Consider the following 13719-nt stretch of genomic DNA (forward strand, 5'->3'; position numbering starts at 1 on the left):
AAAACAAATCTTCGGTCGGGGAACGCCCAGCGGCAAGGGGCGGGACCACCCGTCCCGACGAGCGTTGGTTTTCAGTGTTTACAAACATAGTAACTATTAGGTGATTCACTTACATCCCTTGTATCATTAACTTCTAAGGATGTTGCAGTTTGCGCACTGGCATTCATTGCCAATAAAAAAAGAATAAGCACAACTAATGGATAAAAACTCTTCTTCATAATAATAAAATTAAAATGTTAACACTAATAAGGATTTATCTCAATCAATAAAATATTTATAGTGGATTGTATATTATCAAAAAGAATGATTTCGAAGTAAAGGAGAAATGACTTTAGACAAAAATAAAGAAAAAGATCAAAATATCCTAAAAAGCTACCCGGACAATTACAATGTTTATACATCATAATAAAAATCTGTATATCAATATCATATACGTTTCACAAAAAAAAGAACCCGGACAATTCAAGATTTATTTTTATGCTACAAAATGAGATTGTAGAAAAAATAGGCAGATAGTGTTAGTTTATTAGAGTATTCATAAAAAATAAACCTTGATTCTGAAGAAACGAAACCTGCTTAAAATGCTTCACTTATCATGTGACTCACACATAACTCATCGTAAAGTGCCTCACTCCTACAGTTATCCTCAACCCTAATAGCATGAACATCACAAATCACAATCCTCTCTTATTTATTTCTCATAGCATTTATTAGCCACAAATAAAAATCATATCAGTTGTTTACAGAGTAGGCGTAGTCTACATGCAGGTAAGGTATAACCTCTAAACAAGCCTTATAAAAGGATGATAATGGGGTATTATTACAGCCTAAAGCATACAAATCTTAAATCCCCTCATCATATTTTTTCATTATTCAATTATTTATATTATCTTTGCACATATAAAAGCCATAAAAACAACTTCGTGCTGGCTTATAAGGTTGTCTTTTTCTATTTTTTAGGCACCTCTATTTACTTATCAAACAACAATAATATATCACTATTTGAAATTCTGATTAATATATTAGTCAGGCTTGTGAAAGTCTGTATATATACTTTTTTAAATTATAGCATAAGATTTGATAAATCTCTATGTAAGAGATTTCTTGTCCGCCCAGCCTGTGAAGGTAGGGCGGATTTTTGTTTATATAGCTATCATACTTAATAATTCGTTAAACAGGACTAAGAATTAAGCTAAATACAGAACCTTTTTAACCAAATATCTGTTTTGATTTAAAACTTAAACTTTTTATACGGCAGGCCATCTGTGAAGACAGCAAGCCGTAATATTTTATTTCTATTCATTTATTATTTAAAAAGCGACTTAGTAAAAAAATAATATATCACAAATAGTACAATTTTATTATTATAGCATTATCTTTGTACCCGTTAAAACAGATGAGATGAACGAAGAAGAATTAATGCTAAATGGCCTCCTGATTGACAAATGCAAAGAAGAAGGAATTATGATAGCTTTGGTTGCTATCAACAGAGAGACAAAAGAAATTGAATTACCACAGAGCTTTAAAGATATAGTAAACGACCCTAACTACTATATTTGCTACTGTCATAGAAATGAAAAAGAAGAATACCTTATTGAGAAAATAAAAGAAGTACCCGATTAAAAAACAGATAAGAATGAATTATACAAAGCCATTCTTATCACAGGTTTCAATACGAAAAGAAAGCCGTTTCTTATCGTATTGAAACAACTTTCTTATATAGATATTTCAGAAGATACTACAATCAACTTATTAACCGATCAATCCGGTATTTCTTCTCTATTTATTTTCGCAGCCGCATAATCATCAAGAAAGAGCTCTACATTCTTAGCATGATGGGCAATATATGCAGCAGGGCCTGTGTCACCAGAGGTACAAATCTCCTCCACCACTTCAGCTTTACTTCTGCCTGTGATCAAGAAGATTACCCGACGGGCATTAATAATAGGACACCCCGTCATCGCAATACGTTTCTGGCCATTATTCGGGTTATAACTTACTTCATAAATCCGATCAGCAGACAATAGTTTCTCTTGTCCGGGAAAAATTGATGAAGTATGCCCATCTCCACCTGCTCCTAACAATATTATATCAAATACAGGCCAACCATCCTGCAAAGGAACCTGGCTTTCTACTACCCGGGAATACCGGACCGCTTCCTTATCCGGTCTATCCTCTCCTCTGATACGAAACACATTTTCATAATCAATAGGAACCACGCCCACCAACAATGAACGTACCATTCCATAATTGCTATCTGAGTTCTCGGGTGGAACACAGCGTTCGTCTACAAAAAAAACTTTCATCCGCGTCCACGGAGTAATATCGCTATATTCGTTTGCCCACAAGTCAAACATCAATGCAGGAGTACTTCCACCACTTAAAGCAATATTGAAAGTCTTGCCGGGTTCATCTATCATAATCTTTATCAGATGAAGAATCAGTGCGCGTGCCGTCTCAATGGACGAAGGATAAATAAAAGGTTTCATAGTTCACAATATTGGTCTGTGTTTGTCAAATTTTTACAAGGATTAGTCCATTCAGCACTATGTTCGTGCATCATAGCTTCACTTTCGAGAGGACCCCATGTACCGGCCGGATAACCATAAAGCGGTGCATCGGGATGTTCTTTCCAATAGTGGAGAATTGGATCAAAGAACCGCCAGGACGCCTCCACTGCGTCACTTCGTGTAAAGAGCGTAGGATCACCCTGGATACAGTCATCAATCAAACGGGCATAAGCATCGCCACCAGGTACGCCACCAAGCTGGTTATAACTGAAATCCATTGTTACTTGTTTCACTTCAAATCCTGCACCAGGTACTTTCATACCTATTTTCAGAACAATACCTTCATTGGGTTGAAGGCGAAGGATTAGTTTATTGGCACGAGGACAATTACCTCCCGCACAATGAAACATCTGATGTGGTGTTTCACGGAAGTGTACCACTATTTCCGTAACCTTGGTAGGCATTTGCTTTCCGGTACGGATGTAGAATGGAACACCACTCCAACGCCAGTTACTAATTCCCAGTTTCATAGCAATATACGTCTCCGTCCGTGAATCGGGATTTACATTTTTCTCTTCACGATATCCCTTCTTATTACCAGAAGCGGTGTATTGCCCCCGAACAATATGTTCTTCAAAATCCTCTTCGGTCAATGGAGTCAGAGATTCATACACTTTCACCACTTCATTACGGAATGTATCAGCATTAAAGATGGCAGGTGGTTCCATTGCCGTAAGTGCCACAAGTTGTATGAGATGATTCTGCACCATATCACGTAAGGCCCCGGCAGTATCATAGAAACCACCACGCTGCTCAATACCCAGATTTTCAACAGCCGTCACCTCTATATAATCGATATAATTACGATTCCACAGAGGTTCAAATATCCCGTTAGCAAAACGGAAAGCAAGCAGGTTTTGAGCAGTTTCCTTACCCAAAAAATGGTCAATACGGTAAATCTGATGTTCATCGAAAACAGAAGCATAAATACGATTCAACTCTTCAGCAGACTGAAGATCGTATCCAAATGGCTTCTCTACGATAATACGTGCCCTTCCGCGATTAAGATGCGCTTTTTTAAGGTGCAACGGAATCACTCCATATAAAGAAGGAGGTGTAGCCAGATAGAACAACAGATTATCCGGTTCCTTCTCTCCGGCAAGTTCTTCAATACGCTGACGAAGGCGGACATAGCCAGCCTCTATAGCAGGATCAATAGCCAGATAATAAAGATGTTGTGTAAAGCTATCCATCAACTCTTTATCCTGTTCTTCGGGTTTCACAAATTGTTCAAGTTCTGTATATATGTAAGCACGATAGTCAGTATCCGAGTACACAGTACGTCCCACACCTATCACAGAAAACTCCCCTGTGAGACGCTTATCTCTATACAAAGAGTACAAGGCAGGCATCAGCTTACGTTTAGTAAGGTCACCCGAAGCGCCAAAGATTATCATTACAAATTTATCCATCATCTTAGTGATTAGTGATTAGTCGTTAGTGATTAGTGATTAGTGATTAGTGGCTGCGCTATTATGCCGGATGGCACTAATCACTAATCACTTATCACTTTTCACTAATTATTGTATATTCCTGATTTCGTATCACCACCATGTCCTGTCCAGTTCTCATGGAAGAACTGTCCGCGGAGTTCATCTTTTCGTTCAAAAGTATGTGCACCAAAGTAATCGCGTTGCGCCTGTATCATATTAGCAGGCAAATTGGCGGATACCAATGAATAGAAATAATTCAATGCCGAAGAAAAAGCGGGAACAGGAAGCTCCTCATGCATAGCCTGTACTACGAGCGTTTTCCATCCGGATAACAGCTCCTTTATTTCATCCCGGAAATAAGGTGCCAACAAAAGATTTTTCGGTTTATCCTTTGCCTCGAAAGCAGCAGCAATGTCATTTAAGAAGATACTACGAATGATACAACCGCCACGCCACATACGTGCAATAGAAGCCAGATCGAGTTTCCAGCCAAAAGTATCAGAAGCACGCTGAAGTACAGCGAACCCCTGAGCATAAGAAACCAGCTTGGATGCATATAATGCAGCATAAATTTCCTTCACCAATTCCGGTTTATTATAAACAGCTTGTGTACGTTTGCACTGAAATTGCCGTGAAGCTGTCTCGCGCAACTCTTTCTGAGCCGACAAACTACGTTCAAATACCGCAGTAGCAATCAGTCCCAAAGGCATACCCAGCTCCATGGCATTAATAACGGACCATTTCCCCGTACCCTTCTGTCCTGCAGTATCCAGAATTTTATCCAACAAATACCCTCCCGACTTATCTGTATGCCGCAAAATATTTGCTGTAATTTCAATCAAATAACTACGAAGTTTCCCTTCATTCCAATGAGAAAAGACATTTGCCATCTCTTCATTCTCCAGGTCAAGCAGATTCTTCATCACCCAGTACGCCTCAGCAATAAGTTGCATATCGCCATACTCTATGCCATTGTGTATCATCTTCACAAAATGTCCGGAACCAGCCGGCCCAATCCAGTCGCAACAAGGCGTACCGTCTGATGCTTTTGCTGCAATACTTTGCAGAATAGGTTTCACCTCCGACCAGGCTGCTACTGAACCGCCTGGCATAATGGAAGCACCATTCAAGGCTCCCTCTTCACCACCAGACACACCTGCACCGACGAAAAGAAATCCCTTCGACTCAGCCAATTCCACACGACGATTGGTATCCTCATAATTGGAGTTACCACCATCAATCAAAATATCACCCGGAGAAAGCAAAGGAAAAAGTTGTTCCATTAATTCATCTACAGCACTACCGGCACGAACCATCATCATTATCTTTCGAGGCAAGGCTATTGAATCTACAAATGCAGCAATATCAGTAAAACCTTCGATGTTTAGACCTTTAGCCCGCCCATTGAGAAATCGTTCTACCACTCCTTCTTCTACTCCGGGCACTGTACGGTTGTATACCGATACATTCCATCCTTTACTTGCCATATTCAAAGCTAAATTTTCGCCCATTACAGCCAAACCAATCAGCCCAACATCTGTTTTATTCTGTATTGACATAATTGTAAGTTTTATCTAATTAGTTGTTTATTCTTTATTAATTTACTTATTTACTATAACATATACAATAAAATTTTGTTCGGCTATTTACAGAAAAAATGCTACTTTTGTAGCAATTAAATAAAGTTTCGATCATGAAGAAAATCCATATCGGGCTGTTACCCCGCATTATTATTGCCATTTTGTTAGGAATTGCAGTTGGACACTTCTTTCCGGCCTCGTTAGTTCGCATATTTGTAACATTCAATGGTATCTTTAGTGAATTTCTAAATTTTTCTATTCCGCTCATCATTCTCGGACTGGTCACAATTGCCATTGCCGATATCGGAAAAGGAGCCGGCAAAATGCTGATTGTAACTGCACTGATTGCCTACGGAGCGACATTGTTTTCGGGTTTCCTCTCCTACTTTACCGGTGCTACTTTATTCCCATCCTTGATAGAGCCCGGAAGACCACTCGAAGAAGTGAGTGAAGCACAAGGCATACTTCCTTTCTTCTCCGTTGCCATCCCACCGCTAATGAATGTAATGACATCTTTGGTTCTCGCTTTCACACTGGGATTAGGATTGGCCACACTACGCAGTGATGCCCTAAAGAATGTGGCAAGAGATTTCCAGGAGATTATTGTCCGCATGATCAGTGCTGTCATTCTGCCTTTGCTACCGCTCTACATCTTCGGTATATTTCTCAACATGACACACTCCGGACAAGTATTCTCCATCCTAATGGTATTCATCAAAATCATTGGAGTTATTTTCGCTTTGCACATTTTCTTATTGATTTTTCAATACTCTATTGCTGCACTGTTTGTTCAACGCAATCCTTTCAAATTATTAGGACGGATGCTACCGGCCTACTTTACCGCATTAGGAACTCAATCATCTGCTGCTACCATCCCTGTCACCTTGGAGCAGACAAAAAAGAATGGAGTATCAGCTGATATTGCCGGTTTTGTCATTCCACTCTGCGCCACGATCCATCTTTCGGGCAGTACACTAAAGATTGTAGCCTGTGCTTTGGCTTTAATGATGATGCAAGGTATGCCATTCGATTTCTCTCTTTTCGCAGGATTCATTTTTATGTTAGGCATCACCATGATAGCCGCACCTGGTGTTCCCGGAGGAGCTATCATGGCATCTTTAGGTATTTTACAATCCATGTTGGGCTTTGACGAATCAGCACAAGCACTAATGATAGCGTTGTACATTGCAATGGACAGTTTCGGCACAGCATGTAATGTTACAGGTGATGGAGCAATTGCATTGATCATTGACAAAATCATGGGAAAAAGTAAACTATGAAACTATACGAATTAAACAAGCAGGGAGGATCTCCTCAATACCCGAAATGAAAAGGATAGCGACTGCCCTCCCTCTCAATAGTCAGAATATTAAAAAAGGCGAACAATAGAGATGATACCCTGTTCTTTCAATTCCTGTAATATTTTGCTTTCTTTGTTACTACGGGCCTTAGAACCATGTGCCAGCTCATAAACCCGCCATGGAGCAGTTTTAAATTGAGATGCCACCTTAATATAAACCATTCGTCTACTCGAGAATAAAAAACAACCAAACCACTTAATCATAAGTTAACAGTTTTACTTGTTATTAATACATGCTTTAAACAAAACAGACGCGTCTATGCATAGTACGCATCTCGCCCAGATATCTGCATACAAAATTAATTGCAAGCCAGATGCTTTCCAACAAAATCAATCTTCAGTATATACCATCTTGTCCAAAGATTATATCACTTTGTCCCTCTCAATTCATATCACACTTATTCTCAGGAAGTTTAAATATGTCACTAACTCTGTTATACAATGACATAAGGATTTTCTCCTCTTCAACCGGTTTTCATATCTCACCGCCCATACAGGTATCACAAAAGTATCTCATAATGAACACATAAGCAAGCTACTCCTCTTAATTTAATGATTATGTAATATGTATTTCAAAATTACAAAAAGACAAAAACAGACTCCTCCTCCAATCTATTTTTTATATCAGAAAAACAGATAAAAAAGAATTGTTGCAAACAAAAAATCTCTCAATAGTTTTTGCGTATTGAGAGACTTTTATTACATATCATCTCAAAAAGAGACTTATTAACAAGATGGTAAAGGAGAAAAATATTTCTTCATAAACAGAAATGGAATACTGGTATTTCCGATGCGACAAACCGATATTCTCATGAAGTATCAAGTGATGGATGATATAAGCACATTATCCACCCCATAAACAACTAACAGATTGTTTTATCTAAAGAGTTTATCACTTTACAGTGAAGTTATTTGATACAATGGTAGAAACAGACTATAAAACACTGAAAACCAAGCAATAAAAAAGTACGTACTTTTGGGGTACAAAAGTACGTATTTAAATCACTATTAATATGCATTTTAAGTCACCGTTAAAATACTAAGTTTGCAAACAAGAGATTAAAGAGTTGTGGCAGATAATAATAAATGTTACAACATTTCTGCCAATTTCCACACCTGTATATGTCGTATGCCTTCTTTTGACGGCAATGCTACATTATCAAGAGATACTATCCACTTTTCATAATTATCCTGTATTGCCTCCAACGAAGCATACAAAGACTGCATCGTCAACTCATTATCCAAAGCACACACACACTGAATGTAGATAATCCGGTCTCCTTTCCGTGCAAGAAAGTCAATCACTTTATTACGATGTACACCTACATAAACAGCATATCCGGCACGTCGTAATTCAAGATAAACATGATTTTTGAACTTTGCGTCCTGTTCGCGGACAAAGAACGGATAAAGAAAACGCATGAAAGCCCAATCATTAATATAATAACGACAACTGCCCAGCACTACTTCTTTACTACGAACCTGACAGCGCTCTACACGATGAATCAGGAAAGTATTCTCGAGGTAACTGATATAATTGGCAATCGTATCATAACTCGTCTTTCGCTGCTGCGAATTAAAATGAGTAACCAGATTAGTAACAGATACCAATTCGGACAGATGTGCTGCTAAATAGATAAGTACATCTTCAAAAAGCCGGGGATCTTTCACACGATACTGTTGCACAATATCACGAAACAGTGCGGTATCTTTAATAGAGGAGACATAATTCCATTTTGCATCTTCCGTTGATAAAACAGAAAGCCGGGGCAAGGAACACCCTTCCATATATGCAGCATAGCTCTTACCGGAAGCTTCTTCCCGCACACGTTCTCTATACTCTGCATAACTAAAAGGAAAAACCTCAAAACTCACATAATGCCGGTCCGGCATCCCTTCCGCATCGCAAGGAAGTATCTCTCCACCGGACCCACTGATAAACAGCTCACTACTGTTGACATAATCCTGCGAATGAGAATATACAAACTCTTCCCAACCTATGATGTTCTGTATCTCTTCAATAAATAGATAGATTTTTCCTACCGGATGAATTCGTTCCCGATAAGTAGATAAAAGTTCTTCAAGTCCTTCACGTCCGGATATGAAACCAGAATCGGTGAATGAACGATTTATATACAATATATTCCGTGCCGATACTCCCTCATCAAGTAAATGAAGCATAATCTGCCGAAGCAGATATGATTTCCCTGCCCCACGTTGGCCTATCAGTAACTTTATCAGTTTATTACCGATATAGCCAAAAATACGATTGGTATAACTCTTACGAATGAATCCGGCTTCCGGCAACCGTCCGTTCCAATAGTTAGAGAGACTTAATTCATTAAAATAATCATTCATATCCGAATATATTAATACTATAATTAAAAAATTTAAATAAAAATGATATTTATAAACCAAACAATATAATTTTCATTTATACTTGAATAATATTCGGCAAATATAAATATTTTCTGTTTAAACTAAAAAATTCCATCCTTATATATAGCTCTTATCCGAAAGAAAATACCGAATATTGCAACGATATTAGAAGCCAGAGTTAGAAGTTGGAAGTCAGTAGTTAGTAGTTAGAATCTATACAGCGTGATTATTTTTATGCCGAAGGGATTCTAACTACTAACTACCAAATTCTAACTACTAACTATTAGCTTCTAACTATCAACTACCAAATTAATTATTTATAATATGAAGAAAGCTCTTATTTCTGGGATCACAGGGCAAGACGGTTCATTCCTTGCCGAATTTTTATTGCAAAAAGGTTATGAAGTACACGGTATACTCCGTCGTTCTTCTTCTTTCAACACCGGACGCATCGAACATCTTTATTTTGACGAATGGGTGCGCGACATGAAACAGAAACGTACTATCAACCTGCATTATGCCGACATGACTGATTCAAGTTCATTGATACGTGTCATCCAAATGGTACAACCCGACGAAATATACAACTTAGCTGCACAAAGCCATGTTAAGGTATCTTTTGATGTACCCGAATACACTGCGGAAGCAGATGCTATCGGTACACTACGTATGCTCGAAGCAGTACGTATCCTGGGACTGGAAAAGAAAACACGCATTTATCAGGCTTCTACCTCAGAGCTTTATGGCAAGGTACAGGAAGTGCCTCAGAGTGAAACAACTCCGTTCTATCCACGTAGTCCGTATGCAGTGGCCAAGCAATATGGCTTCTGGATTACAAAGAACTACCGCGAAAGTTACGGTATGTTTGCTGTAAACGGTATCCTCTTTAACCATGAGAGTGAACGTCGCGGAGAAACATTCGTAACCCGTAAAATAACACTGGCAGCAGCACGTATTGTACAAGGTGAACAAGACAAATTGTACTTGGGAAACCTGGATGCACGCCGTGACTGGGGATATGCGAAAGATTACGTAGAATGCATGTGGCTTATCCTGCAACATGATGTTCCGGAAGACTTTGTGATTGCTACCGGAGAAATGCACACCGTACGCGAGTTCTGTACACTTGCTTTTGCCGAAGCAGGAATCAACCTGCGTTGGGAAGGCGAAGGAATAGATGAAAAAGGTATCGACACCGTTACCGGAAAAGTATTGGTAGAGGTTGATCCGAAATATTTCCGTCCGGCTGAAGTAGAACAGCTACTGGGTAATCCTACGAAGGCTAAAACCGTATTAGGCTGGAATCCGTGTGCCACTCCATTCCCCGAATTAGTAAAGATTATGGTACGCCATGATATGAGAAAAGTACAAAAAATGATTGCAACCAAACAGGAGTAAGATCAATGGATAAAAATGCAAAGATATATGTAGCAGGACACCACGGACTCGTGGGTTCTGCTATCTGGAAAAACTTGCAGGAAAAAGGATACACCCATCTTGTAGGACGTACACACAAAGAGCTCGATTTGCTGGATGGTGTTGCCGTTCGCAACTTTTTTGATGAAGAACAACCGGAATATGTATTCTTAGCTGCTGCATTCGTGGGTGGCATCATGGCCAACAGTATTTATCGCGCTGACTTTATTTACAAGAATCTACAAATACAGCAGAATGTTATCGGCGAAAGTTTTCGTCACCATGTGAAGAAACTGTTATTCCTGGGCAGCACCTGTATCTATCCGCGGGACGCCGAGCAGCCAATGAAAGAGGAGGTACTGCTGACTTCCCCGTTGGAATACACCAATGAGCCCTATGCCATCGCCAAAATTGCAGGATTGAAAATGTGCGAAAGTTTCAATTTGCAATATGGAACAAATTATATCGCTGTAATGCCTACCAACCTATATGGACCGAATGATAACTTCGATCTGGAACGTAGCCATGTATTACCAGCCATGATACGCAAAGTACATCTGGCACACTGCCTGAAAGAAGGAAACTGGGAAGCAGTACGCAAAGATATGAATGCCCGTCCGGTAGAAGGAATCGACGGTAATAGCCCCCAAGAAGATATTCTGAATATCCTGAAAAAATATGGTATCAGTGATACGGAAGTATTGCTTTGGGGCACCGGAACACCGTTACGCGAATTCTTATGGAGTGAAGAAATGGCCGATGCCAGCGTATTCGTGATGGAACATGTAGATTTCAAGGATACCTATAAAGAAGGTAGCAAAGATATTCGCAATTGCCACATCAACATTGGTACAGGCAAAGAAATATCTATCCGCCAGCTCGCCGAACTAATTGTAGAAACAGTCGGTTATAAAGGTAAACTAACTTTTGACAGTACCAAGCCAGACGGTACGATGCGCAAGTTAACAGATCCTTCCAAACTACACGGATTAGGATGGCATCACAAAATCGAGATAGAGGAAGGAGTACGAAAAATGTACGACTGGTACCTTAGTTGAAAACTTCTTTAATTGAAAGTTGAAAATTGAAAGTTGAAAATTAGCTGCGCAAACATGCTGCATAGCAACTTTCAGCTTTCAATTTTCAGCTTTCAACTCTATAAGTTTTCAACTTTCAATTAAAGAAGTTTTCTGTTCTCAATTAAATACCTATATTTGCACAATTTAATACCAAATGTGCAAAAAACAATGGAACAAAGTTTTATAGCTTACATTGAAAACAGTATCAAGAATAACTGGGACCTGGATGCCCTGACAGATTATAAGGGAGCCACCCTACAGTATAAAGACGTAGCCCGCAAGATTGAAAAGCTGCATATCATCTTTGAAGAAAGCGGTATTCAAAAAGGAGACAAGATAGCCGTCTGCGGACGAAACAGCTCTCACTGGGGAGTCACTTTTCTTGCTACATTAACCTACGGTGCAGTAATTGTACCGATTCTGCACGAATTCAAAGCAGACAATGTACACAACATAGTCAATCACTCTGAAGCCAAACTCCTTTTCGTTGGCGATATGGTATGGGAAAACCTCAATGAATCGGCTATGCCACTACTCGAAGGTATCCTGATGATGACAGACTTCACCCTGCTGGTAACACGCAGTGAAAAACTGACATACGCCCGCGAACATCTGAACGAATTATTCGGCAAGAAATACCCGAAGAACTTCCGAAAAGAACATGTAGAATATCACAAAGACCAGCCCGAAGAGCTGGCGGTTATCAACTATACATCCGGAACAACAAGTTATTCGAAGGGGGTAATGCTCCCCTACCGTAGCCTGTGGTCAAATACCAAATTCGGTTTTGAAGTGCTAACGTTAAAACCGGGTGACAAGATTGTATCTATGCTGCCAATGGCGCATATGTACGGGCTGGCATTTGAGTTCCTGTATGAATTTTCCGTAGGTTGCCAAATCTACTTCCTTACCCGGATGCCAAGTCCCAAAATTATCTTCCAAGCATTTGCAGAGGTGAAACCCAATCTGGTAGTAGCTGTACCACTTATCATCGAAAAGATTATAAAGAAGAATATCTTGCCTAAACTGGAAACTCCCACCATGAAGCTATTGCTGAAAGTACCTGTTATTAATGATAAGATCAAGGCAACAGTACGCGAACAGATGATACAGGCCTTTGGGGGCAACTTTGAAGCTGTGATTGTGGGTGGTGCCGCTTTCAATCAGGAAGTGGAGCAATTTCTCAAGATGATTGAGTTCCCCTACACAGTGGGCTATGGAATGACAGAATGTGGTCCGATCATCTGTTACGAGGATTGGAAATATTTCAAACCGGGTTCATGTGGAAAAGCTGCGCCCCGTATGGATGTGAGAATTCTTTCATCGGATCCTGAAAACATACCGGGAGAAATTGTTTGCAAAGGTCCCAATGTAATGCTGGGATATTACAAAAATGAAGAAGCTACCGAACAAGTAATTGATAAGGATGGCTGGTTGCATACCGGTGATCTTGCTTTGGAAGATGCCGAAGGAAATATCACGATCAAAGGTCGCAGTAAGAATATGCTATTAGGTCCAAGCGGACAAAATATCTATCCTGAGGAGATTGAAGACAAGTTGAACAATCTGCCTTACGTATCGGAAAGTATCATCGTGCAGCAAAATGAGAAATTAGTGGGTCTGGTATATCCCGACTTCGACGAAGCTTTTGCACATGGCTTGAAAAATGAAGATATGGAACGCGTAATGGAAGAAAACCGCGTTGCACTGAATGCCATGTTGCCGGCATATAGCCAGATTTCAAAAATGAAAATATATCCGGAAGAGTTCGAGAAAACTCCGAAGAAATCAATCAAGAGATTCCTGTATCAGGAAGCAAAAGGATAAGAAAAAAAGATTTACGATTGAACGATTAGGAGATTTACTATTAGACGATTTACTATTTACGATTGAAATTAGTTT

General features: G+C 39.5%; 10 protein-coding genes. 5 read left to right on the forward strand and 5 right to left on the reverse strand.

What is annotated here, in order from left to right; genetic code table 11:
- Positions 1–1401 precede the first annotated feature (1401 nt).
- A complete protein-coding gene (locus tag QX565_RS04045) occupies positions 1402–1623 on the forward strand; it encodes a hypothetical protein (RefSeq protein WP_221648970.1) in 222 nt (73 codons plus the stop codon).
- Positions 1624–1760: 137 nt separating this feature from the next.
- Here QX565_RS04045 and pgl read toward each other — a convergent pair whose 3' ends face one another.
- The 3 genes from pgl to gnd all read right to left on the reverse strand — a co-directional run bounded on the left by pgl (position 1761) and on the right by gnd (position 5562).
- Positions 1761–2489: a 6-phosphogluconolactonase gene (gene pgl, locus QX565_RS04050; protein WP_289291436.1), complete on the reverse strand. Its 729-nt coding sequence runs from the start codon at positions 2487–2489 to the stop codon at positions 1761–1763.
- A complete protein-coding gene (zwf, locus tag QX565_RS04055; RefSeq protein ID WP_221649087.1) occupies positions 2486–3982 on the reverse strand; it encodes a glucose-6-phosphate dehydrogenase in 1497 nt (498 codons plus the stop codon). Before zwf ends, pgl begins: the two co-directional genes overlap by 4 nt.
- A 104-nt stretch (positions 3983–4086) precedes the next feature.
- Entirely contained in the window at positions 4087–5562 is a 1476-nt protein-coding gene (gene gnd / locus QX565_RS04060; RefSeq protein WP_221648972.1) for a decarboxylating NADP(+)-dependent phosphogluconate dehydrogenase, read from the reverse strand.
- Between the two features lie 134 nt (positions 5563–5696).
- On the opposite strand from gnd, the gene QX565_RS04065 reads away from it, so the two are divergent.
- On the forward strand, positions 5697–6863 hold the full coding sequence (locus tag QX565_RS04065; RefSeq protein WP_289291440.1) for a dicarboxylate/amino acid:cation symporter: 1167 nt from the start codon (positions 5697–5699) through the stop codon (positions 6861–6863).
- 89 nt (positions 6864–6952) lie between these two features.
- Here the strand turns inward: QX565_RS04065 and QX565_RS04070 are convergent, their stop codons facing one another.
- Together QX565_RS04070 and QX565_RS04075 are read right to left on the reverse strand one after the other, a co-directional pair.
- Positions 6953–7147 carry a hypothetical protein gene (locus QX565_RS04070; protein ID WP_289291442.1) on the reverse strand — a complete coding sequence of 65 codons (195 nt, stop codon included), beginning with the start codon at positions 7145–7147 and terminating at the stop codon, positions 6953–6955.
- Between the two features lie 885 nt (positions 7148–8032).
- On the reverse strand, positions 8033–9301 hold the full coding sequence (locus QX565_RS04075; protein ID WP_289291443.1) for an ATP-binding protein: 1269 nt from the start codon (positions 9299–9301) through the stop codon (positions 8033–8035).
- Between the two features lie 345 nt (positions 9302–9646).
- Between QX565_RS04075 and gmd the strand changes: the two genes are divergently transcribed.
- The 3 genes from gmd (at position 9647) to QX565_RS04090 (ending at position 13644) form a co-directional block, all read left to right on the forward strand.
- The gene (gene gmd / locus QX565_RS04080; RefSeq protein WP_002560711.1) at positions 9647–10720 is read left to right on the forward strand and encodes a GDP-mannose 4,6-dehydratase; all 1074 of its coding nucleotides are present in this window, start codon (positions 9647–9649) and stop codon (positions 10718–10720) included.
- A 5-nt stretch (positions 10721–10725) separates the two neighbouring features.
- Positions 10726–11796, forward strand: coding sequence for a GDP-L-fucose synthase family protein (locus tag QX565_RS04085; RefSeq protein WP_221648976.1), 1071 nt, complete (start codon positions 10726–10728; stop codon positions 11794–11796).
- 189 nt (positions 11797–11985) lie between these two features.
- Entirely contained in the window at positions 11986–13644 is a 1659-nt protein-coding gene (locus QX565_RS04090) for an AMP-binding protein (protein ID WP_289291446.1), read from the forward strand.
- The last annotated feature ends 75 nt before the right edge of the window (positions 13645–13719 follow it).

Source organism: Bacteroides sp. 41_26, assembly GCF_949740115.1.
Classification (GTDB): domain Bacteria; phylum Bacteroidota; class Bacteroidia; order Bacteroidales; family Bacteroidaceae; genus Bacteroides; species Bacteroides nordii.

Coding starts and splice junctions, on each gene's coding strand:
- QX565_RS04070 (WP_289291442.1), bottom strand. CDS start 7,147: ATGATTAAGTGGTTTGGTTGTTTTTTATTCTCGAGTAGACGAATGGTT.
- QX565_RS04075 (WP_289291443.1), bottom strand. CDS start 9,301: ATGAATGATTATTTTAATGAATTAAGTCTCTCTAACTATTGGAACGGA.
- QX565_RS04045 (WP_221648970.1), top strand. CDS start 1,402: ATGAACGAAGAAGAATTAATGCTAAATGGCCTCCTGATTGACAAATGC.
- QX565_RS04090 (WP_289291446.1), top strand. CDS start 11,986: ATGGAACAAAGTTTTATAGCTTACATTGAAAACAGTATCAAGAATAAC.
- zwf (WP_221649087.1), bottom strand. CDS start 3,982: ATGGATAAATTTGTAATGATAATCTTTGGCGCTTCGGGTGACCTTACT.
- QX565_RS04085 (WP_221648976.1), top strand. CDS start 10,726: ATGGATAAAAATGCAAAGATATATGTAGCAGGACACCACGGACTCGTG.
- pgl (WP_289291436.1), bottom strand. CDS start 2,489: ATGAAACCTTTTATTTATCCTTCGTCCATTGAGACGGCACGCGCACTG.
- QX565_RS04065 (WP_289291440.1), top strand. CDS start 5,697: ATGAAGAAAATCCATATCGGGCTGTTACCCCGCATTATTATTGCCATT.
- gmd (WP_002560711.1), top strand. CDS start 9,647: ATGAAGAAAGCTCTTATTTCTGGGATCACAGGGCAAGACGGTTCATTC.
- gnd (WP_221648972.1), bottom strand. CDS start 5,562: ATGTCAATACAGAATAAAACAGATGTTGGGCTGATTGGTTTGGCTGTA.